This window comes from Kitasatospora sp. NPDC101183, assembly GCF_044767945.1.
In the GTDB taxonomy this organism is placed as follows: Bacteria; Actinomycetota; Actinomycetes; order Streptomycetales; family Streptomycetaceae; genus Kitasatospora.
Genome location: NZ_JBIWOW010000014.1, coordinates 93,961 through 119,682 on the forward strand (window position 1 = coordinate 93,961; position 25,722 = coordinate 119,682).

The 25,722-nt window shown below is 73.9% G+C and carries 24 protein-coding genes; 17 read left to right on the plus strand and 7 right to left on the minus strand.

Annotated features, from left to right (window positions below; genetic code table 11):
* Positions 1-32: 32 nt before the first annotated feature.
* Positions 33-944 carry a polysaccharide deacetylase family protein gene (locus ACIRRS_RS20870; RefSeq protein ID WP_402972673.1) on the minus strand — a complete coding sequence of 304 codons (912 nt, stop codon included), beginning with the start codon at positions 942-944 and terminating at the stop codon, positions 33-35.
* Between the two features lie 219 nt (positions 945-1,163).
* Here ACIRRS_RS20870 and ACIRRS_RS20875 point away from each other — a divergent pair, with 219 nt between their 5' ends.
* Both ACIRRS_RS20875 and ACIRRS_RS20880 read left to right on the plus strand, forming a co-directional pair.
* A complete protein-coding gene (locus ACIRRS_RS20875; RefSeq protein ID WP_402972675.1) occupies positions 1,164-2,042 on the plus strand; it encodes an SAM-dependent methyltransferase in 879 nt (292 codons plus the stop codon).
* 9 nt (positions 2,043-2,051) lie between these two features.
* Positions 2,052-2,597 carry an HD domain-containing protein gene (locus ACIRRS_RS20880; protein ID WP_402972676.1) on the plus strand — a complete coding sequence of 182 codons (546 nt, stop codon included), beginning with the start codon at positions 2,052-2,054 and terminating at the stop codon, positions 2,595-2,597.
* Between the two features lie 3 nt (positions 2,598-2,600).
* On the opposite strand, the gene ACIRRS_RS20885 is transcribed toward ACIRRS_RS20880, so the two are convergent.
* Together ACIRRS_RS20885 and ACIRRS_RS20890 are read right to left on the minus strand one after the other, a co-directional pair.
* Positions 2,601-2,978: an RNA-binding S4 domain-containing protein gene (locus ACIRRS_RS20885; RefSeq protein WP_402972678.1), complete on the minus strand. Its 378-nt coding sequence runs from the start codon at positions 2,976-2,978 to the stop codon at positions 2,601-2,603.
* 70 nt (positions 2,979-3,048) lie between these two features.
* Positions 3,049-3,453, minus strand: a complete 405-nt coding sequence (locus ACIRRS_RS20890; RefSeq protein WP_402972680.1) for a VOC family protein — start codon at positions 3,451-3,453, stop codon at positions 3,049-3,051.
* A gap of 82 nt (positions 3,454-3,535) precedes the next feature.
* On the opposite strand from ACIRRS_RS20890, the gene ACIRRS_RS20895 reads away from it, so the two are divergent.
* Positions 3,536-4,705 (plus strand): methyltransferase, encoded by a 1,170-nt coding sequence (locus ACIRRS_RS20895; RefSeq protein ID WP_402972682.1) that lies wholly within the window; start codon positions 3,536-3,538, stop codon positions 4,703-4,705.
* On the opposite strand, the gene ACIRRS_RS20900 is transcribed toward ACIRRS_RS20895, so the two are convergent.
* From ACIRRS_RS20900 to ACIRRS_RS20915, 4 genes are read right to left on the minus strand one after another with little or no spacing between them, the layout of a single operon-like run.
* On the minus strand, positions 4,695-5,402 hold the full coding sequence (locus tag ACIRRS_RS20900; RefSeq protein WP_402972684.1) for a response regulator: 708 nt from the start codon (positions 5,400-5,402) through the stop codon (positions 4,695-4,697). The two genes, ACIRRS_RS20895 and ACIRRS_RS20900, sit on opposite strands and share 11 nt — an antisense overlap.
* Positions 5,395-6,672, minus strand: coding sequence for a sensor histidine kinase (locus ACIRRS_RS20905; RefSeq protein WP_402972685.1), 1,278 nt, complete (start codon positions 6,670-6,672; stop codon positions 5,395-5,397). The genes ACIRRS_RS20900 and ACIRRS_RS20905 overlap by 8 nt, the downstream gene beginning before the upstream one ends.
* 5 nt (positions 6,673-6,677) lie before the next feature.
* A complete protein-coding gene (locus tag ACIRRS_RS20910; RefSeq protein ID WP_402972686.1) occupies positions 6,678-7,418 on the minus strand; it encodes an ABC transporter permease in 741 nt (246 codons plus the stop codon).
* A 1-nt stretch (position 7,419) separates the two neighbouring features.
* Complete coding sequence (locus tag ACIRRS_RS20915) at positions 7,420-8,334, minus strand: ABC transporter ATP-binding protein (protein WP_402972687.1); 915 nt, start codon at positions 8,332-8,334, stop codon at positions 7,420-7,422.
* 163 nt (positions 8,335-8,497) lie between these two features.
* Between ACIRRS_RS20915 and argC the strand changes: the two genes are divergently transcribed.
* From argC to cobT, 14 genes are all read left to right on the plus strand, one after another.
* Complete coding sequence (argC, locus tag ACIRRS_RS20920; protein ID WP_402972689.1) at positions 8,498-9,526, plus strand: N-acetyl-gamma-glutamyl-phosphate reductase; 1,029 nt, start codon at positions 8,498-8,500, stop codon at positions 9,524-9,526.
* On the plus strand, positions 9,523-10,695 hold the full coding sequence (gene argJ, locus ACIRRS_RS20925; RefSeq protein ID WP_402972691.1) for a bifunctional glutamate N-acetyltransferase/amino-acid acetyltransferase ArgJ: 1,173 nt from the start codon (positions 9,523-9,525) through the stop codon (positions 10,693-10,695). The genes argC and argJ overlap by 4 nt, the downstream gene beginning before the upstream one ends.
* Positions 10,696-10,785: 90 nt before the next feature.
* Positions 10,786-11,661 carry an acetylglutamate kinase gene (argB, locus tag ACIRRS_RS20930; protein WP_402972939.1) on the plus strand — a complete coding sequence of 292 codons (876 nt, stop codon included), beginning with the start codon at positions 10,786-10,788 and terminating at the stop codon, positions 11,659-11,661.
* A complete protein-coding gene (locus ACIRRS_RS20935) occupies positions 11,658-12,893 on the plus strand; it encodes an acetylornithine transaminase (RefSeq protein ID WP_402972692.1) in 1,236 nt (411 codons plus the stop codon). Before argB ends, ACIRRS_RS20935 begins: the two co-directional genes overlap by 4 nt.
* 23 nt (positions 12,894-12,916) lie before the next feature.
* Entirely contained in the window at positions 12,917-13,465 is a 549-nt protein-coding gene (locus ACIRRS_RS20940; RefSeq protein WP_402972694.1) for an arginine repressor, read from the plus strand.
* Between the two features lie 126 nt (positions 13,466-13,591).
* On the plus strand, positions 13,592-15,016 hold the full coding sequence (gene argH, locus ACIRRS_RS20945; RefSeq protein ID WP_402972696.1) for an argininosuccinate lyase: 1,425 nt from the start codon (positions 13,592-13,594) through the stop codon (positions 15,014-15,016).
* A gap of 105 nt (positions 15,017-15,121) precedes the next feature.
* The gene (locus ACIRRS_RS20950) at positions 15,122-15,379 is read left to right on the plus strand and encodes a hypothetical protein (protein ID WP_402972698.1); all 258 of its coding nucleotides are present in this window, start codon (positions 15,122-15,124) and stop codon (positions 15,377-15,379) included.
* Positions 15,380-15,588: 209 nt separating this feature from the next.
* Positions 15,589-16,092: a GNAT family N-acetyltransferase gene (locus tag ACIRRS_RS20955; protein ID WP_402972700.1), complete on the plus strand. Its 504-nt coding sequence runs from the start codon at positions 15,589-15,591 to the stop codon at positions 16,090-16,092.
* Between the two features lie 549 nt (positions 16,093-16,641).
* Positions 16,642-17,667 (plus strand): methionine ABC transporter ATP-binding protein, encoded by a 1,026-nt coding sequence (locus ACIRRS_RS20960; RefSeq protein ID WP_402972702.1) that lies wholly within the window; start codon positions 16,642-16,644, stop codon positions 17,665-17,667.
* Between the two features lie 5 nt (positions 17,668-17,672).
* A complete protein-coding gene (locus tag ACIRRS_RS20965; protein ID WP_402972941.1) occupies positions 17,673-18,404 on the plus strand; it encodes a methionine ABC transporter permease in 732 nt (243 codons plus the stop codon).
* Positions 18,405-18,461: 57 nt separating this feature from the next.
* Positions 18,462-19,286 (plus strand): MetQ/NlpA family ABC transporter substrate-binding protein, encoded by an 825-nt coding sequence (locus tag ACIRRS_RS20970; RefSeq protein WP_402972704.1) that lies wholly within the window; start codon positions 18,462-18,464, stop codon positions 19,284-19,286.
* A 212-nt stretch (positions 19,287-19,498) separates the two neighbouring features.
* Positions 19,499-20,119 carry a GNAT family N-acetyltransferase gene (locus ACIRRS_RS20975; protein ID WP_402972706.1) on the plus strand — a complete coding sequence of 207 codons (621 nt, stop codon included), beginning with the start codon at positions 19,499-19,501 and terminating at the stop codon, positions 20,117-20,119.
* Positions 20,120-20,275: 156 nt separating this feature from the next.
* Positions 20,276-21,532 (plus strand): precorrin-6y C5,15-methyltransferase (decarboxylating) subunit CbiE, encoded by a 1,257-nt coding sequence (gene cbiE / locus ACIRRS_RS20980; protein ID WP_402972708.1) that lies wholly within the window; start codon positions 20,276-20,278, stop codon positions 21,530-21,532.
* A gap of 490 nt (positions 21,533-22,022) precedes the next feature.
* Complete coding sequence (gene cobT / locus ACIRRS_RS20985; RefSeq protein WP_402972710.1) at positions 22,023-25,718, plus strand: nicotinate-nucleotide--dimethylbenzimidazole phosphoribosyltransferase; 3,696 nt, start codon at positions 22,023-22,025, stop codon at positions 25,716-25,718.
* The last annotated feature ends 4 nt before the right edge of the window (positions 25,719-25,722 follow it).

The following is a 25,722-nucleotide window of genomic DNA, read 5'->3' on the forward strand; positions in this document are numbered from 1 at the left end:
CCGGCTGTGCGGGGCGCATCACGCGGTGGCCCTCACGCGCACAGCTGGCTGGCGGTCACCGGCTTGAGCCCCGTCTTGGCGAGCCCGTCCAGGATTCCCGGCAGCGCGTCGATCGTGCACTGGTGCCCCATGTGCAGGGCCACCACCGAGCCGCCGCGCACCGAGGCCAGCACCCGGCGCTGCAGTTCGGCGGCGCTCGGGTCGTTGTAGTCGCGCGGGTCGACGTCGAAGGACAGCACGTGCTCGTAGCCGACGGCCTTGGCCTGGTCGCGCACCGTCGGCGTGGCGTACTGCGCGGCGGAGGGCCGGAACCAGCGCCCGATCGAGCCGGTCAGGCGCATCAGCCGGTCCGCGCACTGGGCGATCTCGGCGCGGGCCTGGTCCGGGGTCATCGCCGAGATGTTGAGGTGGTTCTGGGTGTGGTTGCCCAGCTCGTGGCCGCCATCCAGGATGCGCCGGGCCATCTGCGGCTGCTGGTCGAGCCAGCTGCCGACCACCATGACGGTCAGGTGGACGCCGCGCTGCTCGGCGGCGGCCAGCAGGGCGGTGGCCAGCTTCGGGTCCCCGCTGCCGTGGAAGGTGAGCGCCACGTTCTTGCCGGTGCGCGGCCCCGAGACCACCTCCACCGGGGTGCCGGGCGCCAGCGGCGGCAGCACGGGCGGGGTCGGCCGGGCGGCGGCGGCCGCAGCGGCGGGCGTCTCCCCGGCGGCCTCCGGCGAGGCGGCGGGCGGCGCGCTCGGGGCGGCCGAGGCAGGGCCCTCGCCGCCGTTCCAGGCCGGGTCGGTGGTGTGTGTCGGGTCGGCGCCGCCGGGGTGCGCGGCGAGCGCCTCGTGCTCGGCCCGGCGGTGCCCGCCGCTCCCGCAGGCGGCGAGGAGGCCTCCGGCGGCGGTGAGGGCGGCGACCCGGGCGGCGGTGCGCAGTACGGTGCGGCGGTCGGTGCTCATCGGCAGCCAGCATAGAGACGGTGGGCGGGCGGAGCGATCCGGGCAGGGGGCGCGCGGAATTGTCCGCACCCATTTTGACGTGCACACACTCCTATTTCCGGGCCTTGCGTAAATGTGAACTCCCGCTGTTTCCACGGCAACTCCACGGATACGATCGCGGCGCACCGCGCGTAGAGCGACGGTGCGGCCGGACGGCGTCGAACACGGGGGTGGAACGGGATGTACGAGGACACCGCGGCCGTCGATCAGGCGACCGACTGGGAGTGGGCGAGGGTCGACGACTGGCAGCCGCCCACCGAACTCGACACCGGCACCCCGCACACCGCGCGCATGTACGACTACTACCTGGGCGGCAAGGACAACTTCGAGGCCGACCGCCGCGCCGCCCAGGCGGCCATCGCCGCCTACCCGGCCCTGCCGCTGCTGGCCCGCACCAACCGCCAGTTCCTCGGCCGCGCCGTGGAGTTCGTCGCCGGGCGCGGCGTGCGCCAGTTCATCGACATCGGCACCGGGATACCGGCGGTCGGCTCCACCAGCGAGGTCGCCCGGCGCGTCGCCCCGGACGCCCACGTCGTGTACGTGGACAACGACCCGATCGTCGCCACCCATGCCCGCGCCCGGGTCGCCGCCCACCCCGCCGGCCGCACCGCCGTCGTCGAGGCGGACCTGCGCGAGCCGGAGTCGATCCTCGACCACCCGCTCCTGCGCGACGCGATCGACCTCTCCCGGCCCGTCGGCCTGATGCTCCTCTCCGTCCTGCACTTCATCCGCGACGAGGAGGGCGCGCAGGCCGTCGTCCGCACCCTGCGCGACGCGCTCGCCCCCGGCAGCGCCCTGATCCTCTCCCACGGCAGCCCCGACTTCGCCTCCCGCGAGAGCAGCGCCGAGGGCGTGCGCATCTACAGGGGTGCCAGCTCCCCCCTCGTCCTGCGCCCCCGGGGCGACGTCGAACCCTTCTTCGGCGACTTCGCGTTCGCCGGCCCCGGCCTCGTCCAGTTGCCCCTCTGGCGCGCCGCCCCCGGCCACGTCCGCACCGCCGAACTCCCCGAGGGCTGGCAGGACGTCTCCGCCTACGCGGGCGTCGCCTTCAAGAGCTGAGGGAAACCCGTGACCACCCCGCCCCCGCTGCCCCCCGACGTCGCCGACCTCCTGGCCGGGGCGGGCGCCCCGCCCCGCCTCGTCGCCCACCTCGCGCTGGTGCGCGAAGTCGCCGAGCGCATCGCCGCGTTCTGCGAAGAGCAGGGCCTGGAGTTCGACCGCGAGGCCGTCCTCTTCGGCGCGGCCACCCACGACATCGGCAAGACCGTCCACCCCGAGGAGCTGTCCGTCCCCGGCAGCGCCCACGAGCCCGCCGGGTACGCGCTGCTGCGCGAGCGGGGCGTCCCCGAGCGGCTGGCCCGCTTCGCCCGCACCCACGGGACCTGGGACGCACCGGGCGTCACCGTCGAGGACCTGCTGGTGAGCCTCGCCGACAAGGTCTGGAAGGACAAGCGGGTGCGCGACCTGGAGGACCTCGTCGTCGCGCGCCTCGCCGCCGCCACCGGCCGGGAGCCCTGGGAGACCTTCCTCGCCCTGGACGACCAGCTCACCGCCATCGGCGAGGACGCCCCGCGCCGCCTCGGCGTGCAGGCGGCCCACCCGGTCGTCCGGTAGCGGTCAGAAGCCCCCGCGGAACTGGTCCAGTTCGCGGCGCTCGCGCTTGGTGGGCCGGCCCGCGCCCCGGTCGCGTTCGGCGACCTGAGGGGTGAACTCGCGGGGCGGGCGCGGCGGGCTGTTGTCGGTGAGGCACTCCGCGGCGACGACCGCGCCGACCCGCTTGCGGATCAGCTTGCGGACGACGACGACCCGCTCGTACCCCTCCTCGCGCACCCGGACCTCGTCCCCGGGCCGCAGCGCCTGCGCGGGCTTGGCCCGGTCGCCGTTGACCCGGACGTGCCCGGCGCGGCAGGCGGCCGCCGCCAGGGCGCGGGTCTTGGCGAGCCGGACGGACCAGATCCAGGCGTCCACCCGTACGTTTCCCTCGTCTTCGGCCATCCCCGAAGCCTACGCGAGGCCCCGTGAGCCGCTGCGGGCCTCCATGGGCCTCCGTGGGCCTCCGTGGGACTCAGGCGGCCGCCGGAGCCTCCTGGACGGCCCAGCCGTTGCCGTCCGGGTCGTTGAAGAACACGAAGGAGTTCCACGCCTCCCCGCGCCCGTTCACCCGGGCCCCCGCCTCGAAGTGCTGGACGGGGCTGACGGCCACGCCCCGCGCGGCCAGCTCGGCGTGCGCCTTCTCGATGTCGGGCACCACCAGTTGGAGGCCCTTCACCGATCCGGGCGGGGCCTCGATGACCCCGGAGCCGACCACGATCGAGCAGGGCGAGCCCGGCGGGGTCAGCTGCACCACCCGCACGCCGTCGCGCAGCCGGGTGTCGTGGTCGACCGTGAACCCGGCCTGCTCCTCGTAGAAGGCCTTCGCGCGCCCGACGTCCGCCACCGGGACCACCACGACTTCGAGCTTCCAGTCCATCGCCCTCACCCCTCTCGGCCGGGCTCTTCCAGTATCCGTCCGAACCGTTCCCCACACGCCCGTCCGATAGCCTGAGAACACGATGAATCCGGACAGCACCAGCGCTTTCACCACCCCGTGGGGCACCTTCGACCTCACCCGCCACCCCGTCGACCCCCGCGAGCGCCTGCGCGCCTGGGACGCCGCCGACGAGTACCTGCTGCGCCACCTCGCAGACGAGTCCGTCGAGCTGGACGGCCGCCGCGTCGTCGTCCTCGGCGACCGCTGGGGCGCGCTGACCACCGCGCTGGCGCCGTACGGGCCCGTCCAGATCAGCGATTCGCACCTCGGCCGGGAGGCGACCCGCGCCAACCTCGCCCGGCGTGGAGCGGCGGTCACCGAGCGGAGCCTGCTGACCACCCGCGACACCCCGCCCGAGCGGATCGACGTGCTGCTGGTGCGCGTCCCCAAGAGCCTGGCGCTGCTGGAGGACCAGCTGCACCGCCTCGCCCCGGCCGTCCATCCGGGCACGGTGGTCGTCGGCGCGGGCATGGTCACCGAGATCCACACCTCCACGCTCCAGCTGTTCGAGAAGGTCCTCGGCCCGACCCGCACCTCCCTCGCCGTCCGCAAGGCCCGGCTGATCTTCTGCACCCCCGACCCGGCCCTCGCCCCCGGCCCCAGCCCGTGGCCGCACCGCTACGCGCTGCCGCCGGACGTGGGCCCCGCCTCCGGCCGTACGGTCGTCAACCACGCCGGCACCTTCTGCGCCGAGCGCCTCGACATCGGCACCCGCTTCCTCCTCGCCCACCTGCCGACGCCCGCCCCCGGCGCCCGGGTGGTCGACCTCGGCTGCGGCAACGGCGTGGTCGGCACGGCCGCCGCGCTGGCCGGGCCGGGCGCGGAGCTGGTGTTCGTCGACGAGTCGCACCAGGCCGTGGCCTCCGCCGAGGAGACCTTCCGGACGAACCTGGGCCCGTCCGCCCCGGCCGAGTTCCTGGCCGCCGACGCCCTCGACCCGGCCCTGTTCGCCCCCGCCTCGGTGGACCTGGTGCTCAACAACCCGCCGTTCCACAGCCACCAGGCCACCACCGACGCCACCGCCTGGCGGATGTTCACCGGCGCCGAGCGGGCCCTGCGCCCCGGCGGCGAGCTGTGGGTGGTCGGCAACCGCCACCTCGGCTACCACGTCAAGCTGCGCCGCCTCTTCGGCAACTGCCAACTCGTCGCCGGGAACCCCAAGTTCGTCGTCCTGCGCGCCGTCAGGCGTTAGGGCCCGTCTTGCCGATCCTCCCGGGCTGATCGACAAGACGGGCCCCCGACCCCAGGATGCCCCGGTCGTACCCCGCCGCGACGGCCGCCGCCCGGTCGTTGACGCCCAACTTGGCGTACAGGTGCGTGAGATGGGTCTTGACGGTGGCCTCGCTGATGAACAGCGCCCGGGCGATCTCCCGGTTCGCCGTGCCCCGGGCGACGAGCGCCAGCACCTCGCGCTCGCGGGCGCTCAGCGGCGCCTGAGCGGGAGACGAAGGGGTGCGCACCCGGGAGACCAGCCGGGAGGCGACGGCGGGGGAGAGGACGGTACGGCCCTCGGCGGCGGCACGCACCGCCGTGAACAGCTCCTCGCGCGGGGCGTCCTTGAGCAGGTACCCGGTGGCGCCCGCCTCGATCGCCGGGAGGGTGTCGGAGTCGGTGTCGTACGTGGTGAGCACGAGCACCTTGCTCCGGGCGCCCCGCCGGGCGAGTTCGGCGATGGCCTCGACCCCGCCCCCTCCCGGCATCCGCAGGTCCATCAGCACCACGTCCGGGTCCAGCCGTTCGGCCAGCTCCACCGCCTCGACCCCGTCGGAGGCCTCGCCCAGCACGTGGAACTCGGGGGCGGTCTCGAACATGCCGCGCAGCCCGTCGCGGACCACGGGGTGGTCGTCGACGAGGATCAGGGTGATCATCCGATCGGTCCGTTCAGTCATGGCGCACCAACGGTACGCGGGCGGAAACGGCCGTGCCGCCACCGGGCTCCGACTCCAGGTCGACCCGCCCCGCGAGGCGTTCGGCGCGGGCGCGCATCCCGCCGAGCCCGAAGCCGCCGGACTCGCTGCGCGGGGGCAGGTCGAGCGGGTCGAAGCCCCGGCCGTCGTCGCGCACGTCCAGGGTGACCTCGTCGTCCATGTAGGAGAGGGTGACGCCGACCCGGGCGGCCTCCGCGTGCCGGGCGGCGTTGGCCAGGGCCTCCTGGGCGATGCGCAGCAGCGTCGCCTCGATCTCCTCGTGCAGCGGCTCGGCGGTGCCCGTGACGGTGAACTCGGCGCGGACGCCGACCCGTTCGGACCATTCGTCCACCGTTTTGCGCAACGCCTCGCCCAGCGCGTCGTGTTCGAGCGCGCCGGGTCCGAGCCCGTGCACCGAGCGGCGGGCCTCGCCCAGGCTCTGCCGGGCCAGCGCCTGGGCCCGGTCGAGGTGCCGTTGGGCGGCGGCCGGGTCCTCGGCCGAGGAGACGGCCTGCAGTTGGGTGATGATCCCGGCGAGCCCCTGGGCGATGGTGTCGTGGATCTCGGCGGCCATCCGCCGCCGCTCCTCGTCCACGCCCGCCTCCCGCGCCTGGACCAGCAGTTGGGCGTGCAACCCGGCGTTCTCGTCGAGGGCCTGGGCGAGCCGGGCGTTGGTGCTCTCCAGCTCGGCCATGGTGGCGGCCTTGGCGCGGGCCTCCGCGGCCTCCCGCTCACCGAGGTTGCCGAAGATCGTGGACAGCGCCGCGTGGACGGCGAAGACGACCCCGAAGAGCAGCCACTGGCCGCCCGAGCGGGGTGGCAGCCCGCCGGACTGGGAGCCGGCCACCGTGACGGCGGTGACGAGCAGCCCGAACCTGACCTGACGCGGGGGCAGCAGGCGGATGGCGTCGAAGTAGCCCATCGTCGCGTAGATCGAGAAGAGCGGGTTCATCCAGGTCAGGACGAAGCCGAGCACCGTGCGCAGCCCGAAGTAGAGCCGCCCCGCCGGTGCGTGCTCCGGCACCCGCGGTCGCAGCCGTCCCCACCACAGCTGCAGTCCGAGGGCGACGGGGACCAGGGCCCCGGCCGCGATCATCCCGCCGCGCGTCATCAGGACGGGTGCGGTGGCCGCGCTGATGGAGGTGGCGAGGGCGAGGAGCCCGTACGGGCCCCAGCGGAAGAACGTGCCCCACCGCTCCGCGGCCGTCGTGCTGCCCGCGCCCCGCATCGCCGTCCCCCATCCGTCGACCATCGTCGTCACTCCCAGCGGAACCAGCGGACGGCCACGCCGACCAGCAACGCCCCCCACAGCCCGGTGACCCCGAGGTGCGACCAACTGGGCCAGTGCCCCACCGTAGCCTGGTCGAGCGCCTGGGAGGCCGCCCCGATCGGCGTCAGTTCGACGATCCGCCGCAGCACTTCGGGCATCACGGACACCGGGACGTAGACCCCCGCCGTGAACATCAGGGGGAAGAAGACGACCGTCCCGAGGGTCTGCGCGACCTTCGCGGTGCGCGACAGCGCCGAGATCGTGGCGCCCAGCGCCAGCCCGGTGAACACCGTCACGGCGAGCGCCAGCACGTACCCGGCGGGCTGCCGGGGCAGGGCGACGCCGAACGCGATCCGGCCGACGGCGAGGGCCAGCAGCACGGAGACCAGGATCGCCGCGCCGTGCACCAGGATCTGCACGGTGAGCAGGGACTTCGGGCTGGCCGGGGTGGTGGACATCCGGCGTAGGATGCCGCGCTCGCGGTACCCGGTGAGCACGCCCGGCATGGTCTGCGCCCCGGCCATGATCACCGACAGCAGGACGACGATCGGCACGTACAGGTCGACGGTGCGGCGCCCGCCCAGCTCGGGGTGCGCCTGCCGGAAGGCGGGGATCAGCCCGAGGATCGTCAGCAGCAGGGTCGGGAAGGCGATCAGCCAGAAGATCACGGCGGGCTCGCGGCGGAACAGCCGCGCCTCCGTGCGCAGGATCGCGGTGGTGGCGGACACGTCAGGCCTCCTGGTGGGCGGTGAGGTCGAGGAAGGCGTCGTCCAGCGTGGCGTCGACGACGCGCAGCCGGCCGGCGGTGACGCGGTGCCGGGCGAGCAGGGACAGCACGGCCGAGACGGTCTCGTCGGTGCCGGTGATCACGATCCGCCGGTCCGCCTCGCGGCCGACCTCGACGGCGGCCAGGCCCGGCAGGTGGGCGAACTCGCGCTCGTCCAGCGGCTCGGAGAGCGTGAAGGACATGACGGTCGAGCTGGCGGCCCGGCCGATCAGGCCCTGCGGGGTGTCCAGGGCGGCGACCCGGCCCCTGTCGATGACGGCGATCCGGTCGCAGAGCCGCTGCGCCTCCTCCATGAAGTGGGTGACGAGCAGCACCGTCACCCCGGAGTCGCGCACCTCCTCGATCAGCCGCCAGGTGTCGCGGCGGGCGCGCGGGTCGAGCCCGGTGGTGAGCTCGTCGAGGACGACGACCCTCGGGCGGCCGATCAGGGCGAGCGCGATGAACAGCCGCTGCTTCTGGCCGCCGCTGAGCTTGCCGAAGCGGGCGTCGAGCCGGTCGGAGAGGCCGAGGCGCTCGGCCAGGTGCCGCCAGTCGGCGGGCTTGCGGTGGAAGGCGCCGTACAGCTCCAGCGCCTCGCGGACGGTGAGCTTGGCCTGCAGCTCGCTCTCCTGGAGCTGCACGCCGAGGACCCGGGTGAGGCGCTCGCGCTCGGTCGCCGGGTCGAGCCCGAGGACCCGTACGGTGCCCGCGTCGGGCGTGCGCAGCCCTTCGACGCATTCGACGGTGGTGGTCTTGCCGGCGCCGTTGGGGCCGAGGATGCCGAAGATCTCGCCCTCCTCGACGGCGAACTCCACGCCGTCGAGGACGGTGCGCCCCCCGTAGGCCTTGCGCAGGCCGCTGACTTCGATGACTGACATGCTTCGATGCTGGCGGGAGGGCCCCTCCCGGGGCATCGCCCATCGCGCTCGAAGCGGCATCAACCGATCGGCTGATGCCGGGGTACGACCGCGGGGCCCGAACCGAGCCTTGCATGGATGTTCCGCCACGCGTATATTCATGCCACGACCTAGGAGGAACGCCATGGCTTTGCGAGTCGCCGTCGCCGGCGCGAGCGGATACGCGGGCGGCGAGGTGCTGCGCCTGCTGCTCGGCCACCCGGAGGTGGAGATCGGGGCGCTGACCGGCGGCTCGAACGCGGGCACCCGCCTGGGCGCCCTCCAGCCGCACCTGTGGCCGCTCGCCGACCGCGTGCTCGAACCCACCACCCCCGAGGTGCTGGCCGACCACGACGTGGTGTTCCTGGCGCTGCCGCACGGCCAGTCCGCCGCCGTCGCCGAGGCCCTCGGCCAGAACGTCCTGATCGTCGACTGCGGCGCCGACTTCCGGCTCAGGGCCGCCTCCGACTGGGAGCAGTTCTACGGCTCCGCCCACGCCGGCACTTGGCCCTACGGCCTGCCCGAACTCCCCGGCCACCGCGCCGCGTTGAAGGGCAGCAACCGCATCGCCGTCCCCGGCTGCTACCCGACGGCCGTCTCCCTCGCCCTGTTCCCCGCCTACGCGGCGGGCCTCGCCGAGCCGGAGGCCGTCGTGGTCGCCGCCTCCGGCACCTCCGGCGCGGGCAAGGCGGCCAAGACCCACCTGCTCGGCAGCGAGGTCATGGGCAGCGTCAGCCCGTACGGCGTCGGCGGCGTGCACCGGCACACCCCGGAGATGTCGCAGAACCTCACCCCGCTCGCGGGCGAGCCCGTCAGTGTCTCCTTCACCCCCACGCTCGTCCCGATGCCGCGCGGCATCCTCGCGACCTGCTCCGCCAAGGCCCGGCCGGGCGTGACGGCGCAGAGCCTGCGCGCCGCCTACACCGAGGCGTTCGCGGGCGAGCCCTTCGTCCACCTGCTGCCCGAGGGGCAGTGGCCGCAGACCAGCAGCGTCTACGGCGCCAACACCGCCCTCGTCCAGGTCGCCCTGGACGCGGCTGCCGGGCGGATCATCGCGATCAGCGCGATCGACAACCTGGTCAAGGGCACCGCCGGCGGCGCGGTGCAGAGCATGAACATCGCCCTCGGCCTGCCCGAGGAGCTCGGCCTCCCGATGAACGGAGTCGCACCGTGAGCACCACCCCGAACCTCGGCGTCACCGCCGCCCAGGGCTTCCGCGCCGCCGGGGTGACCGCCGGCCTCAAGGCCTCCGGCGCCCCGGACCTCGCGCTGGTGGTCAACGACGGCCCCTCGTACGCCGCCGCCGGCGTCTTCACCGCCAACCGCGTCAAGGCCGCGCCCGTCCTCTGGTCCGAGCAGGTCCTCAAGGGCGGCCAGGTCTCCGCCGTCGTCCTCAACTCCGGTGGCGCCAACGCCTGTACGGGCCCGCTCGGCTTCCAGGACACCCACGCCACCGCCGAGAGGGCCGCCGAGGTGCTCGGCCTGAACGCCGGCGAGATCGCCGTCGCCTCCACCGGCCTGATCGGCGTGCGTCTGCCGATGGACCTGCTGCTGCCCGGCGTCACCGCCGCGGCCGGCGAGCTCAGCGCCACCGGCGGCGAGGCCGCCGCCGTCGCCATCAAGACCACCGACACCGTCCACAAGACCGCCCAGGTCACCAGCCCGGCGGGCTGGACGGTCGGCGGCATGGCCAAGGGCGCGGGCATGCTCGCCCCGAGCCTCGCCACCATGCTCGTCGTCCTCACCACCGACGCCGTCGCGGACACCGCCGCCCTGGACGCCGCCCTGCGCGGCGCCACCCGCACCACCTTCGACCGGATCGACTCCGACGGCTGCATGTCGACCAACGACACCGTGCTGCTGCTCGCCTCCGGCGCCTCCGGGGTCACCCCGGACGCGACCGAGTTCGCCGAGGCCGTCCGCACCGTCAGCGCCGACCTCGCCCGCCAGCTGATCGGCGACGCCGAGGGGGCGAGCAAGGACATCCGCATCGACGTCACCGGCGCCGCCACCGAGGACGAGGCCGTCACCGTCGCCCGGACGATCAGCCGCAACAACCTGCTCAAGTGCGCCGTCCACGGCGAGGACCCCAACTGGGGCCGCGTCCTGGCCGCCATCGGCACCACCGACGCCGCCTTCGAGCCGGACGAGCTGGACGTCGCCATCAACGGCGTCTGGGTCTGCAAGTCCGGCGGCGTCGGCGAGGACCGCGACCTGGTGGACATGAAGGGCCGCGAGGTCGTCATCACCGCCCACCTCAACGCCGGTACGGCGAGCGCCTCGCTGTGGACCAACGACCTCACCGCCGACTACGTCCACGAGAACAGCGCCTACTCCACCTGATCCGCGACATCCGGTTCCTACGAGGGAAATCCCGTGCAGATCGCACCCAAGGGCGAACAGGCCCGCAACAACACCGCGTTGCCCAAGGCCATGACGCTCATCGAGGCCCTGCCGTGGCTGGAGCGCTTCCACGGCAAGACCATCGTGATCAAGTTCGGCGGCAACGCCATGGTCGACGAGAGCCTCAAGGCCGCCTTCGCCCAGGACGTCGTCTTCCTGCGCTACGCGGGCCTGCACCCCGTCGTCGTGCACGGCGGCGGCCCGCAGATCAGCGCCCAGCTCGAAAAGCTCGGCCTGGAGTCCAGCTTCACCAACGGCCTGCGGGTCACCACCCCCGAGACCATGGACGTGGTCCGGATGGTGCTCGCCGGCCAGGTGCAGCGCGAACTCGTCGGCCTGCTCAACGAGCACGGCCCCTTCGCCGTCGGCATGACCGGCGAGGACGCCCACACCATGACGGCCGTCAAGCGCTACGCCGTGGTGGACGGTGAGCAGGTCGACATCGGCCTGGTCGGCGACATCGTCAACATCGAGTCCGGCGCGGTGAAGGCGCTGATCGCCGACGGCCGCATCCCGGTCATCTCCTCGATCGCGCGCAGCGCCGACGGCCACGTCTACAACATCAACGCCGACACCGCCGCCTCCGCGCTGGCCGTCGCGCTCGGCGCCGAGATGCTCGTCATCCTCACCGACGTCGAGGGCCTCTACAAGGACTGGCCGAGCTCCGACGACGTGATCAGCCAGCTCGGCGCGAGCGAGCTGGAGCGGCTGCTGCCAGGCCTGGCCAGCGGGATGCTCCCCAAGATGGAGGGCTGCCTGCGCGCCGTACGCTCCGGCGTCGGCACCGCCCGCGTCCTGGACGGCCGGGTGCAGCACAGCCTGCTGCTGGAGATCTTCACCGACGAGGGCATCGGCACGATGGTCGTGCCGGACGACGAGACGACCGTGACCGGGGGACTGGCATGACCGCGAACGACCAGACGGCGAACGACCGGACCGCGAACGACCAGCTCAAGGACCGCTGGCAGCACGCCTTCACCGACAACTACGGCACCCCCCGCATCCCGCTGGTGCGCGGCGAGGGCGTCAGGTTCTGGGACGCGGACGGCAAGGAGTACACCGACCTGCTCGGCGGCATCGCCGTCAACGCCCTCGGCACCGCCCACCCGGCCGTCGTCGAGGCCGTCACCCGGCAGATCTCCACCCTCGGCCACGTCTCCAACCTCTTCATGGCCGAGCCGACCATCGCCCTCGCCGAGCGGCTCCTGGAGCTCGACGGCCGCGAGGGCGGCCGGGTGTTCTTCTGCAACTCCGGCGCCGAGGCCAACGAGGCCGCCTTCAAGCTCAGCCGCCTCACCGGCCGCACCCGCCTGGTCGCCCTCGAAGGCGGCTTCCACGGCCGGACGATGGGCGCCCTCGCCCTCACCGGCCAGCCCTCCAAGCAGGCCGGCTTCCACCCGCTGCCCGGCGACGTCACCCACGTCCCCTTCGGCGACATCGAGGCCCTGCGCGCGGCCGTCACCACCGAGACCGCCGCCGTCGTCCTGGAGCCGATCCAGGGCGAGAACGGCGCGATCCCGCTGCCCGAGGGCTACCTGAAGGCCGCCCGCGAGATCACCCGCGCCACCGGCACCCTGCTCGTCCTCGACGAGATCCAGACCGGCGTCGGCCGCACCGGCCACTGGTTCGCCCACCAGGCGTACGAGGGCGTCGAGCCGGACGTCGTCACCCTCGCCAAGGCCCTCGGCGGCGGCCTGCCCATGGGCGCCGTGCTCGCCTTCGGCCCCGCCGCCGACCTGCTCGCCCCCGGGCAGCACGGCACCACCTTCGGCGGCAACCCCGTCGTCGCCGCGGCCGGCCTCGCGGTGCTGGACACCATCGAGTCCGAGGGCCTGCTGGAGCACGTCCGCAAGATCGGCGACCGGCTGCGCCACGGGGTCGAGGCGCTCGGCGACCCGCTGGTCTCCCACGTGCGCGGCGCGGGCCTGCTGCTCGGCATCGTCCTCACCGAGCCGGTCGCGGCGAAGGTGCAGGCCGCCGCCCAGGAGGCGGGCTTCCTCGTCAACGCCGCCGTCGCGGACGCCGTACGCCTCGCCCCGCCGCTGGTGCTGACCGAGCAGGAGGCGGACGCCTTCCTCGCCGCCCTGCCCGGCATCCTCCGGACGGTGCGCGAGAGCGCCCCGGCCGTGGCGAGCTGACCGTCGTCCGGGAGAATAATCACATGACCGCTTCCCTCTCCGGCCCGTCCGCCACCGGCCCGACGCCGCAGGTCCCCCAGACCCGCACGGCGCGCCACCGGCGGATCGTGGACCTGCTCACCCGCCAGCCCGTGCGCTCGCAGAGCCAGCTCGCCAAGCTGCTCGCCGACGACGGACTCGTGGTCACCCAGGCCACCCTCTCCCGGGACCTGGACGAGCTGGGCGCGGTCAAGATCCGCAACCGGGACGGCGCGCTGATCTACGCCGTCCCGGCCGAGGGCGGGGACCGCACCCCCCGCGCGCCGATGGGCGAGTCGGCCAGCGAGGGCCGGATGGCCCGCCTGGCCGGCGAGCTCATGGTCTCCGCGACGGCCTCCGGCAACCTCGTCGTGCTGCGCACCCCGCCCGGGGCCGCGCAGTTCCTCGCCTCGGCGATCGACCAGGCCGAGGTGTTCGAGATCATCGGCACCATCGCCGGCGACGACACCGTCCTGCTGATCAGCCGGGACCCGGCGGGCGGCCAGGCCCTGGCCGACCACCTGATGCAACTGGCCCAGGCCAAGGCGCAGTAGGGCTCTTCTCCACCGCCGACCCCGTCCACCAGGGCGGGGTTGGCGTTTCATGCGCCATCGTGCATACTTATGCCCAACATCGTAAACCTGTACGTCTGCACGTCCCCCCGTTAGGAGCTCGACGCGATGACCGCCGACCAGTCCGCCGACGTCCGCCTCTGGGGCGCGCGCTTCGCCGACGGCCCGTCCGAGGCGCTGGCCAAGCTCTCCGCCTCGGTCCACTTCGACTGGCGCCTCGCGCCGTACGACATCGCCGGCTCCAAGGCGCACGCCCGCGTCCTGCACAGGGCGAACCTGCTCTCCGAGGACGAACTCACCGCCATGCTGGCTGGGTTGGACCAGCTGCTCGCCGACGTCGAGTCCGGCGCCTTCACCGGCACCATCGCCGACGAGGACGTCCACACCGCCCTGGAGCGCGGCCTCCTGGAGCGCCTCGGCGCCGACCTCGGCGGCAAGCTCCGGGCCGGGCGCTCGCGCAACGACCAGATCGCCACCCTGTTCCGGATGTACCTGCGCGACCACGCCCGGATCATCGGCGGCCTCGTCCTCGACCTCCAGCACGCCCTGGTCGGCCTCGCCGAGGCGCACCCCGACACCGCGATGCCGGGCCGCACCCACCTCCAGCACGCGCAGCCCGTCCTCTTCGCCCACCACGTCCTCGCGCACGTGCAGGCCCTCGGCCGGGACGCCGAGCGGCTGCGCCAGTGGGACGCCCGCACCGCCGTCTCCCCGTACGGCTCCGGCGCGTTGGCCGGCTCCTCGCTCGGCCTCGACCCGCAGGCCGTCGCCGCCGAACTCGGCTTCGAGGGCGGCTCGGTGGGCAACTCCATCGACGGCACGGCCTCGCGCGACTTCGTCGCCGAGTTCGCCTTCGTCACCGCGATGATCGGCATCAACCTCTCCCGCGTCGCGGAGGAGGTGATCATCTGGAACACCAAGGAGTTCGGCTTCATCACCCTGCACGACGCCTTCTCCACGGGCTCCTCGATCATGCCGCAGAAGAAGAACCCGGACATCGCCGAGCTGGCCCGCGGCAAGTCCGGCCGCCTCATCGGCAACCTCACCGGTCTGCTGGCCACCCTCAAGGCGCTGCCGCTGGCGTACAACCGGGACCTCCAGGAGGACAAGGAGCCGGTGTTCGACTCCTGCGACACGCTGGAGGTGCTGCTGCCCGCGTTCACCGGGATGATGGCCACCCTCACCGTGCACCGGGACCGGCTGGAGGAGCTGGCCCCCGCCGGGTTCTCGCTCGCCACCGACATCGCCGAGTGGCTGGTCAAGCAGGGCGTGCCCTTCCGGGTCGCGCACGAGGTCGCCGGCGCCTGCGTCAAGGTCTGCGAGGCCGCGGGCATCGAGCTCTCCGACCTGACGGACGAGCAGTTCGCGGGGATCTCCCCCCACCTCACCCCCGAGGTCCGCTCGGTGCTCAGCGTGCACGGCGCCATCGCCTCCCGCGACGGGCGCGGCGGTACGGCCCCCTCCGCGGTCGCGGTCCAGCTCGCCGAGGTCAAGGCGGACCTGGCGCGGCAACAGGAGTGGGCGCGGGCCTGACGGCCTGCCGGGGGAGGGGCGCGGCGGCAGGACCGTCGCGCCCCTCTCGCGTGCGCGCGCCCGAACGTCCGTAACCGCGCCCGCCCCGGCCCGGTCAAGCACGGTGTGTGCACCCCCGACCCGCTCGTCCCCTCCGCCGAGGACGTCTTCCTCGCCGAGCACCGCCGCCGCGTCGTCCGCGAGACCGTCGCGGCCCTGCCCGGCCGCTGCCCCCAACTCGTCGCCGCCCTCGTCGAGGACCCGCCGCCGACGTACCGCGAACTCGCCGCGCGCCTCGGCATGCCCCGCGGCTCCATCGGCCCCACCCGCTCCCGCTGCCTCGCCTGCCTGCGCCAACTCCTCCTCGCGGAGCGCTACCCGTGACGGCCGGTCGAGCGTGACCCGGGCCACCACCCTCCTCGTCCGCGGCGTGACCTTCACCACCCCTGAGCCTCCGGAAGGTTGAGCGCAACTGACACCCGGGTAGAGCGCTGGCGAACGAGAGCTCTTGACGGTGGCGCGATCACTCGGATACTGAGCGTGAGCGCGCCACCCTCTGCGCGCCGGGCACGACGATGGGGAGGCCCCAGCACATGGGCATGAGCGTGATCATCTCGGCGGCCGTCGCCGAGGACGCGGAGCAGATCCTCAAGCTCCAGTACCTCGGCTACCAGCCCGAGGCGGAGCTGTACGGCGACTGGGCCATCGAGCCCCTGACCCAGAGCCTGGAGAACCTGCGCGACGAACTGCTCCAGCAGCACGTCTTCGTCGCCCGCCTGGGCGACGAGGTGGTCGGCACCGTCCGCGGCCGCCTCGACGCGGAGGGCGTCGGCCGGATAGAGCGCCTGGTCGTCCACCCGCGCATGCAGCGCCACGGCCTCGGCGGCCGCCTGCTGGACGCGCTGGAGCGGCGCCTCGCCGAGGACGGCCCGGTGGAGGCCTACCGCCTGTTCACCGGCCACCGCAGCCTCGGCAACCTGCGGCTGTACGCCCGTCAGGGCTACCGCCAGACCGGCGTCGAGCAGGTCAGCAGCCGGCTCAGCTTCGTCCACCTGGAGAAGAAGCCGACCGCCCTCCCGCTCGCCGCGACGGCCTGAGCCGTACCCCGCACCCCGCTCGGCGCCGCCACCATCCGGACTCCCGGTGGCGGCGCCGAGTCGTGTTTCCGCAGGTAACGGGCACGTATGTCCGCATTGCGGACAACCGGCCGAAACAATTGGGCACGAATCGACCCATCTGATTTACTGGCTCACATGACTGCGACGACGAACTGGACCCCCACCGGCACCCTGCCGGCAGGTGAGCGTGCCATGTGTCGTCGAATGTGTCACCGCTGAGGGCCACCGCCCCCGGCACCCCGTCGCGGGTGCCCACTCCTCGCGCCCCGAAGCGAGACTCCGACGCCGTTCCGTCCGTGTGAGCGTCGTCCCCTCCTCCCGGAACCCTTCCTCCTGCGCGTCCGCACGCCCGCGGCCGCCCGGTGACTCGTAAGGGCCACGCCGTCGCGCGGCCCGGCCGTCCACCGGCCACGATCAAGGAGTGGCAGGCCCGGACCCCCCTCGGCGCAACGCCGTGACAACCACCGCCGACCCCACCCGGTCGGGTGGTCGCTCCACGCCGCCCGCCCCCGACCCACGGAAGCCCCTGTGATCACCACCACGGACCTCACGAAGGTCTACCGCTCCCGAGGCCGCGAGGTCACCGCCCTCGCCGGCGTCGACCTGCACGTCCGCCCGGGCGAGGTCTACGGAGTCGTCGGCACCAGCGGTGCCGGCAAGTCCACCCTCATCCGCTGCGTGAACATGCTGGAGCGCCCGACCTCCGGCACCGTCACCGTGGACGGCCTCGAACTCACCGCGCTGCCCGGCGGCGAGAACCGCGCCGGCCGGGAGCTGCGCGAGGCCCGCCGCCGCATCGGCATGGTCTTCCAGCACTTCAACCTGCTCTCCTCGCGGACGGTGCAGCAGAACGTCGAACTCCCGCTGGAGATCATCGGCCTCGACCGCACCGAGCGCCGCCGCAAGGCCGGCGAGCTGCTGGAGCTGGTCGGCCTGGCCGACAAGGCCCGCAGCTACCCGGGCCAGCTGTCCGGCGGTCAGAAGCAGCGCGTCGGCATCGCCCGCGCCCTGGCGGGGGACCCGAAGGTGCTCCTCTCCGACGAGGCCACCTCGGCGCTCGACCCGGAGACCACCCGCTCGATCCTCAAGCTGCTGCGCGACCTCAACCAGCAGCTCGGCCTGACGGTCCTGCTGATCACCCACGAGATGGACGTCATCAAGTCCGTCTGCGACTCCGCCGCCCTGATGCGCGGCGGCCGGGTGGTCGAGTCCGGCGCGCTGACGGACCTGCTGGCCGAGCCCGGCTCCGAGCTGGCCCGCGAGCTGTTCCCGCTGAGCGAGTTCGGCACCGGCCGCGCCGGATCCACCGTGCTGGAGATCACCTTCCAGGGCGACACCCCGGCGCAGCCCTTCGTCTCCCAGCTGGCCCGCACCTACCAGATCGACATCAACATCCTCGGCGCGGCGGTGGAGACCATCGCCGGCCGGATGGTCGGCCGGATGCGGGTCGAACTGACCGGCGGCCACCAGGACAACGTGGTGCCGATCGGCTACCTGCGCGAGCAGGGCCTGCAGGTTGACGTGATCGGCGCGGCGGACGGAGCGGTGGCATGAGCGGCCTGACCTGGGACCAGATGCAGGACCTGATGGGGCCCGCCACCCAGGAGACCTTCCAGATGGTCGGCGTGTCGACCGCCTGCACCGTCCTCCTCGGACTGCCCCTCGGCATCCTGCTGGTGCTCACCTCCAAGGGAGGGGTGCTCCAGAACCAGCCGGTGAACAAGGTGCTCGGCGCGATCGTGAACCTCACACGGTCCATGCCGTTCATCATCCTGATGATCGCCCTGATCTCCTTCACCCGCTGGCTCACCGGCAACTCCCTCGGCTGGCAGGCCGCCACCGTGCCGCTGACCGTCGGCGCGATCCCGTTCTTCGCCCGGCTCGTCGAGACGTCCCTCCGCGAGGTCGACCGCGGCCTGATCGAGGCCGTCCACGCGATGGGTGGCGGCACCTGGACGCTGGTGCGCAAGGTGCTCGTCCCCGAGGCCCTGCCCGGCATCGTGGCCTCCGTCACCACCACCGTCATCGCGCTCATCGGCTACTCCGCGATGGCCGGCACCGTCGGCGGCGGCGGCCTCGGCGACCTCGCCTACCGCTACGGCTACCTGCGGTTCGAGACCACCTTCATGTGGATCATCGTCGCGGAGATCGCGCTCATCGTCACCGTGATCCAGCTGGCCGGCGACTGGGCCGTGCGCAGCCTGGCCAACCGCGGCCGCGGCGGCGGACGCACCCGGCTGCTGCGCCCCCGCCCCGCGACGACCTCCGACAAGGACCTCGTCGCCCCCTGAACCTCCCTCGTCCGACCCCGGACGCGGCTCCCCGTTCCACGCAGAAAGGCACTTTTCGTGCGCAACACCGTGAAGTTCACCAGCATCCTCGCCACCGCCGGCCTCGCCCTCTCGCTCGCCGCCTGCGGCAGCTCCGGCTCGTCCTCCTCGGACGCCAACGCGCCGCTGAGGGTCGCCGCCACGCCCACTCCGCACGCGCAGATCCTCAAGTTCGTCAAGGACAACCTCGCGGACAAGGCGGGCCTCAAGCTCGAGATCAAGGAGGTCACCGACTACGTGACCCCCAACACGGCGGTGCAGGACGGTTCGGCGGACGCCAACTACTTCCAGCACCTGCCGTACCTGGAGGACTTCAACAAGAAGAACGGCACGGACATCGTCTCCGTCGAGACGGTCCACCTGGAGCCGCTCGGCGCCTACTCCAAGAAGGTCAAGTCGCTCAACGACCTTCCGGACGGCGCCACCGTCGCCGTGCCCAACGACGCCACCAACGAGGGCCGCGCGCTCAAGCTGCTCGCCGACAACAAGCTGATCACCCTCAAGGACGGCGCCGGCACGGCCGCCACCCCGACCGACGTCACCGGCAACCCGAAGCACCTCAAGTTCAAGGAGCTGGAGGCCGCCCAGCTGCCCCGCTCCCTGGGCGACGTCGACGCCGCCGTGATCAACGGCAACTTCGCGATCGAGGGCGGCCTCAAGCCGACCACCGACGCGCTGGTCCTGGAGAAGGCCGAGGGCAACCCGTACGCCAACATCCTCGCCGTCAAGAAGGGCAAGGAGAACGACCCGCGGGTGAAGAAGCTGGCCGAGCTGCTCCACTCCGCCGAGGTCAAGAAGTACATCAACGACACCTTCCAGGGCGCCGTCATCCCGGCCTTCTGATCGTCGTACCGCACCGCCGGGCACCACAGCCGCTCACCAGCGACCGGGCCCCCGCCGCACTCGGGCGGGGGCCCGGTCGGGCAGTATGCCGGGAGGGGCGCCCCGGCGGACGGCGTTCTGACGTACCGTCGTGCGCGCGGCGCACCGGGTGCCACCCGCAGCACGGCAGGGGCGTACGGTGTTGTGTTCACGACCCGGCGAGGAGAGACGGCATGCCAGCGAGCTTCCCCGAGACCGCCATCAGCACCGAACGGCTGCTGCTGCGGCCCCTGGCGGAGGACGACGCCCCGGGCCTGGCCGAGATGATGGCCGACGAGCTCGTCCTGGCCTGGACGGACCTCCCGCACCCCTTCACCGAGGCGTACGCGGCCGACCTCGCCCGCACCCTCGCCCCCGCCCACCGGGCCGCCGGCCGGGGCATCCTGTTCGCGGTCACCGAGCACCTCACCCAGCGCCTGGTCGGCCTGGTCGAGCTGCGCAACACCGACTGGCGGCTGCGCAGCACCGAGATCGCGTACGTCACCGCCGCCTGGGCGCGCGGCGAGGGCTACGCCCCGGAGGCCGTCCTCGGCGTCGCCCAGTGGCTCTTCGAGGACCGCGACTTCCTGCGCCTCGAACTGCGCACGGCCGCCGGGAACACCGCCGCCCAGCAGGTCGCCCAGAAGATCGGCGGCATCAGCGAGGGCGTGCTGCGCAGCGCCTGGATAGTCCGCGGGGAATCCGGACGGTTCGTCGAGGAGAGCCGCAGCGACCTCATCCTGTGGAGCCTCCTCCCGGAGGACCTGGAGGCCCCCGAGCCCCGGCCCGTCGACCGCTACGTGCTGCGCGACTAGCGCGCGCCTCGCGGATCTTGCCGCGCACGGACACGTGTGCGAGTCATGAGCCTCCCGGGGGATCACACCCGGTAACCTCTCCTGCGGCACACCGAGTGGCGCCCACCGGCGCCGAGTCGCTCCGCGTGGCACCGAGTCGAGGGAGAACGGCCGCAGATGGCTGACCGGATCACGGTCATCGGGTGGGACGGCACACCGCTGACCGAGGCCGCCGGCGCGGCCCTGGCCGGCGCGACCCTCGTCGCCGGCGCCCCCTACCAGCTGGGCGCCCTGCCGGTGCCGCCCTCCGCCGAGCGGATCGCCCTCGGCAACGTCCGCCAGGCCGCCCGCAGGATCGCCGAGCACCGCGGCGCCGCCGTCGTGGTCGCCGAGGGGGACCCGGGCTTCTTCGGCATCGTGCGCACCCTGCGCCGCCCCGAGTACGGCCTCGAACTCGAAGTCCTGCCCGCCGTCTCCTCCGTGGCCACCGCCTTCGCCCGGGCCGGCATGCCCTGGGAGGACGCCCAGGTGGTCAGCGCCCACGGCGGGCGGCTGCGCCGCGCGGCCAACATCTGCCGGGCCCACCCGAAGGTCGCGGTCCTCACCGCGCCGGGCGCCGGGCCCGCCGAACTCGCCCTGATGCTGCGCGGGGTGCACCGCACCTTCGTCGTCTGCGAGGCCCTCGGCACCCCGGAGGAGGACGTCACCGTCCTCACTTCCGACCGCATCGCCGACCACGACTGGCGCGACCCCAACGTGGTGCTGGTCATCGGCGGCCACGTCCAGGCGCCCAGCGGCGTGGTCGACGAGGCGGCCGGCTGGCTGGCCGGACGGCCGATCGGCTACCCCGGCGCGGAGCGCGGCTGGGCGCTCCCCGCCGACGCCTACGCGGGCGCCGGGCGCGCGGAGGGCGAAACCGGCGCACCGGAGGCCCTCCCGGCGCACGCCCGCGCGCTCGTGCTCGCCCGACTGGGCGCACGCCCCGGCGACCTCGTCTGGGTGGTCGGCGCCGGCCACGGCGCGCTCGCGGTGGAGGCGGCCCGCTTCGGCGCCGCCGTGGTCGCCGTCGAGGGCTCCCGCTCGGCCTGCGCCAGGCTCACCGTCAACGCCCGCCGCTACGGCGCCGAGGTGGAGACGGTGCACGGCCACGGCCCCGAGGTGCTCGGCGGCCTGCCGGAGCCGGACGCCGCCGTGGTGGAGTCCGGCGGCCCCGACGTCGTACGCGCGGTGCTGGCCCGCAAGCCCGAGCGGTTCGTCGCCGTGCCCCGCAGCCTCGCGGAGGCCGAGGAGGTCCGCGCCGCGATCGCGGCCGCCGGGTACCGGGTGGACGGCGCGCTGCTGCAGTCCACGCCCCTGGTGGGGGAGGGCGACGGGCTGACGCTGGGCTCCGGCGGGGGCGGCGTGCTGCTGCTCTGGGGTGAGCAGATCCTGTGAAGGCCTCGGGTGCGGGCCGGGAGTGCCCGGGGCCCCCGAGGCGGCGCGGCGGTGATCCAGGTCGCATCCGGACACCGATTCGAGAGGTCACCGCGTCGGGCCGGTAGTGTGACGTACTGGCGACCGAGGTCGTCGACGGCTCGCCCGATTCGGTCGGTTTGTCACCTTTTTGACGCGGTGCAACCCGGTTCCGCTCGGAGTGTGGGCAATTCGACGGGCCGGGCGCCGGACCTGGAGAATGCCGTAGGGTCCGGTGCGGTCGTGCCGGTCACCCCGGGTTGTCGTTGTTTCAGACGGTGTGCCGCCCCTGCGGGCGGTGCCCGGGCCGGGGTGCCGCAGCGCGCCGGAAGGACTGGCCGCAGCGCCCCGGCGCGGCGGCCAAGTGTGGTTGAGGGGCGGGTCGGTGCAGGCCCGGCCCGGCGGATGGGCGCTGCGGTCGGTTGATCGCGTCGCCAAGGGGCGCGGCAGCGGCCTGGAAGGAGCTTTGACAATGACCGATGGCGGCCACGTCCCCGGTGAGGGACTGCCGGAGCACCTGCACGCCGGGCCCGACCCGCTCGGCGGACCGGAGGGCGTCGCGGGCGTTGCACCCCAGCACGGCGTCGCGACGGCCGGCGGCTCGATCCCGCACCCGGCGGCCCCGCACGGCGGCCTGCCCCAGGGCGGCGTCATCCCGCAGCAGGGCCAGCAGGGCTTCACCGTCCCGGCCCCTGGCCTGCCCGGCGACGGCTGGGCCGTCGACCAGGGTGCGCCCCGCCCCGCCTTCCACTTCCTCGACCAGCCGGACGGGCTGGACGAGGAGGAGGACGTGCTGCTGATGCCCGGCCCGCAGGGCTCCTGGGGCGAGCCGGCCGTGGCCGCCCCGCTCGATCAGGCCGCGCACGCGCCGCAGCCCGAGGGCACGCCCGTCGAGCCGTCCTGGCCGCCGGTGGACCCGCCGGTGCTCGGCGCCGAGCACGGGCAGCAGCCCGTCCAGGCCGTGCCGGTGCAGCCGCAGGCGCCTCAGCCGGTGACGCCCGTTCAGGCGCCGCGCCGGCCGCTGCACGCCGGGCCGCCGATCCCGGACCCGTCGATGATGACCGGCCAGGTGCCGGTCCGCTCGCTCGCCGACCGCGGGCCCTCGCAGGGCGGCACGCCCGCGCACGGCATCCCGGTCGTCGGGCGGTCGCCGATGGGCGAGGCCGTCGCTCCGGCGCCCGCGCCGCAGCCGGTGGGCGTGCCGCAGGTGACCTTCGTCGCCCCGGTGATGCCGGCGGCTCCGGCGGCGCCCGTGGCTCCGGTGGCTCCGGTGGTGGAGCAGCAGCCGTACGAGCAGGTCCCGCTGGTGCCGCAGGTGTCGCAGCCGGTCGAGGGCGTGCTGACGGTGGAGACGGTCGGCGCCATCGAGGTGGTCGAGGTCGTCGAGACGCCGGAGGCCGTCCTTCCCCAGGTGTCGCCGGTCGCGGAGCCCGTCCAGGCTCCGGTGGAGCAGGCCGCCGTCGTGGAGCCGGTGGCCGAGCCGGTCGTGGTCGAGCCCGCCTCCGTCGAGACCGTGGCGGTGGAGACCGTCGCCGTCGAGACCGTCGTGGTCGAGGCCCCCGTCGGACAGGCCGTCGAACAGACTGTCGAGCAGATTGCCGAGCAGGCCGCCGCCCCGGCCGGTCAGCCGCGCCGCATCTCCGCCTTCCTCGCCGCGCCGACCTCGCACGGTCTGCCCAAGGTCGAGGCGGCCGAGCAGGCGCCGGTGGCCGAGGCGGTCGTGGAGCAGGCCGCGCCCATAGCGGCCGCCGACGCGCCGCAGGCCGTCGAGGTGGCCGAGGTGGTCGAGGCGGCCGTGGTCGTCGCGCCCGCCGAGACCGTCGAGGCGCCCGTGGTTGTGGAGCCGGTCGCGCCCGTCGAGGTCGCCGCGGTCGTCGAGGTCGTCGAGCAGCCCGCCCCGGTCGAGGCGCCGCAGGCCGAGGCGGTCGAGCAGCCCGTGGCCGTCGTGGTGGAGGCCGTCGTCACCGAGGCCGTCACCGAGGCCGCCGTCGAGCCGGTCGCCGAGACCGCCGCCGGCACCGGCGAGATGCCCTCCGGTCAGGCCGTCGCCGAGCCGGCCGAGGCCGCCGGGCCCGTGGAGGTCGTCGAGGCCACCCAGGTCCCGGAAGCCGTGGAGGCCGTGGAAGCCGCCGCCGAGGCGCAGCCCGTCGAGCAGCCCGAGCCCGTCGCCCTCGCGGCCCAGCCGCAGCCCGTCGCCGAGGAGCCGCAGGCGGATCAGGCCGAGCAGATCGAGCAGGCCGAGCAGGCGGAACAGCCCGTCGAGCAGCCCGAGCCCGCCGCCGAGCAGACCCCCGAGCAGCCGGTCGAGGCCACGGAGCCCACCGAGCCCACGGAGCCCGCCGCCCCCGAGGCCGTCCAGGAGGACACCCCGGCCGCCACCGACGAGCAGCCCGCCGAACCCGCCGAGCCCCGCGGCCCCGCCGCGCCCGGCTACGACGAGGCCGGCCGCGACGCCGTCCACCAGGTGATCCGCGAGCGCCGCGACATCCGCAACGGCTTCCGCCCGGACCCGATCCCGCACGAGGTGCTGATCCGCGTCCTGGAGGCCGCCCACACCGCCCCCAGCGTCGGCTACTCGCAGCCCTGGGACTTCGTGGTGATCCGCTCGGCGAAGACCCGCAGGCGCATGCACGCCCTGGCCGAGCGCCAGCGCGAGGCGTACGCGGACTCGCTGCCCAAGGGCCGGGCCAAGCAGTTCAAGGAAATCAAGATCGAGGCCATCCTCGACACCCCGGTGAACATCGTGGTCACCGCCGACCGCACCCGCGGCGGCCGCCACACCCTGGGCCGCCACACCCAGCCGCAGATGGCCCCGTACTCGGCCGCCCTGGCCGTCGAGAACCTCTGGCTGGCCGCCCGCGCCGAGGGCCTGGGCGTCGGCTGGGTGAGCTTCTTCGACGACGAGGAGCTGGTCCGCGAGCTGGGCCTGCCCGAGCACCTGGAGGTCGTCGCCTACCTGTGCGTCGGCTTCGTCGACGAGTTCCCGGACGAGCCCGAGCTGGAGCAGCAGGGCTGGGCGAAGAAGCGCCCGCTGTCCTGGGTCGTCCACGAGGAGCAGTACGGCAACCGCGCGCTGCCCGGCGAGGAGCCGCAGAACCTGCTCGCCGAGACCCTGCGCGGCATCCGCCCGCTGGACGCCAAGGCGCTCGGCGAGGCCTGGGACCGCCAGAAGCGGATGACCAAGCCGGCCGGCTCGCTCGGCATGCTGGAGATCATCTCCGCCCAGCTGTGCGGCCTGTCCCGCAAGTGCCCGCCGCCGATCCCGGAGCCCGCCTGCGTGGCGATCTTCGCCGGGGACCACGGCGTGCACGCCCAGGGCGTCAGCCCCTGGCCGCAGGAGGTGACCGCCCAGATGGTGGCCAACTTCCTCGCCGGGGGAGCGGTGATCAACTCCTTCGCCAAGCAGATCGGCACCGAGGTCTGCGTGGTGGACGTCGGCGTGGCCGCCGAGCTGCCGGAGGCCGTCCAGCAGGGCCGGGCGACCGGCCTGCTGCCGCGCAAGGTCAAGCCCGGCACGGACGACATGACCCAGGGCCCGGCGATGACCCGCGAGGAGGCCCTCCAGGCCATCGAGGTCGGCATCGAGACCGCCCGCGACCTCGTCGCGGCGGGCAACAAGGCCCTGGTCACCGGTGACATGGGGATCGCCAACACCACCGCCTCGGCGGCCCTGATCTCGGTGTTCACCGGCCTCGACCCGGCCGAGGTCACCGGCCGCGGCACCGGCATCGACGACGAGACCCACGCCCGCAAGATCGAGGTCATCCGCGCCGCGCTGGCCCTCCACCAGCCCGACCCGGCCGACCCGATCGGCGTCCTCGCCGCCGTCGGCGGCCTGGAGCACGCGGCCATCGCCGGCTTCCTGCTCGGCGCCGCCTCGCTGCGCACCCCGGTGGTCCTGGACGGCGTCATCGCCGGCTCGGCCGCCCTGGCGGCCAAGGCGATCGCCCCCGAGGTGCTGGCCGCCTGCATCGCGGGCCACCGCTCCGCCGAGCCCGGCCACCAGGCCGCGCTGGCGAAGCTCGGCCTGCGCCCGCTGATCGACCTGGACCTGCGCCTCGGCGAGGGCACCGGCGCCCTGCTGGCCCTCCCGCTGGTGCAGAGCGCCGCGCGGGCGATGCACGATGTAGCCACCTTCGACTCCGCCGGGGTCACCGAGAAGGCCTGACGCG

Excerpts from the sequence above, each read along its gene's own strand:
- cbiE (WP_402972708.1), top strand. The coding sequence starts at position 20,276 with ATGGCTGACCGGATCACGGTCATCGGGTGGGACGGCACACCGCTGACC.
- ACIRRS_RS20895 (WP_402972682.1), top strand. The coding sequence starts at position 3,536 with ATGAATCCGGACAGCACCAGCGCTTTCACCACCCCGTGGGGCACCTTC.
- ACIRRS_RS20870 (WP_402972673.1), bottom strand. The coding sequence starts at position 944 with ATGAGCACCGACCGCCGCACCGTACTGCGCACCGCCGCCCGGGTCGCC.
- argC (WP_402972689.1), top strand. The coding sequence starts at position 8,498 with ATGGCTTTGCGAGTCGCCGTCGCCGGCGCGAGCGGATACGCGGGCGGC.
- ACIRRS_RS20935 (WP_402972692.1), top strand. The coding sequence starts at position 11,658 with ATGACCGCGAACGACCAGACGGCGAACGACCGGACCGCGAACGACCAG.
- argB (WP_402972939.1), top strand. The coding sequence starts at position 10,786 with ATGACGCTCATCGAGGCCCTGCCGTGGCTGGAGCGCTTCCACGGCAAG.
- ACIRRS_RS20875 (WP_402972675.1), top strand. The coding sequence starts at position 1,164 with ATGTACGAGGACACCGCGGCCGTCGATCAGGCGACCGACTGGGAGTGG.
- ACIRRS_RS20940 (WP_402972694.1), top strand. The coding sequence starts at position 12,917 with ATGACCGCTTCCCTCTCCGGCCCGTCCGCCACCGGCCCGACGCCGCAG.
- cobT (WP_402972710.1), top strand. The coding sequence starts at position 22,023 with ATGACCGATGGCGGCCACGTCCCCGGTGAGGGACTGCCGGAGCACCTG.
- ACIRRS_RS20900 (WP_402972684.1), bottom strand. The coding sequence starts at position 5,402 with ATGACTGAACGGACCGATCGGATGATCACCCTGATCCTCGTCGACGAC.
- ACIRRS_RS20915 (WP_402972687.1), bottom strand. The coding sequence starts at position 8,334 with ATGTCAGTCATCGAAGTCAGCGGCCTGCGCAAGGCCTACGGGGGGCGC.
- argH (WP_402972696.1), top strand. The coding sequence starts at position 13,592 with ATGACCGCCGACCAGTCCGCCGACGTCCGCCTCTGGGGCGCGCGCTTC.
- ACIRRS_RS20890 (WP_402972680.1), bottom strand. The coding sequence starts at position 3,453 with ATGGACTGGAAGCTCGAAGTCGTGGTGGTCCCGGTGGCGGACGTCGGG.
- ACIRRS_RS20885 (WP_402972678.1), bottom strand. The coding sequence starts at position 2,978 with ATGGCCGAAGACGAGGGAAACGTACGGGTGGACGCCTGGATCTGGTCC.
- ACIRRS_RS20905 (WP_402972685.1), bottom strand. The coding sequence starts at position 6,672 with ATGGTCGACGGATGGGGGACGGCGATGCGGGGCGCGGGCAGCACGACG.
- ACIRRS_RS20975 (WP_402972706.1), top strand. The coding sequence starts at position 19,499 with ATGCCAGCGAGCTTCCCCGAGACCGCCATCAGCACCGAACGGCTGCTG.
- ACIRRS_RS20955 (WP_402972700.1), top strand. The coding sequence starts at position 15,589 with ATGGGCATGAGCGTGATCATCTCGGCGGCCGTCGCCGAGGACGCGGAG.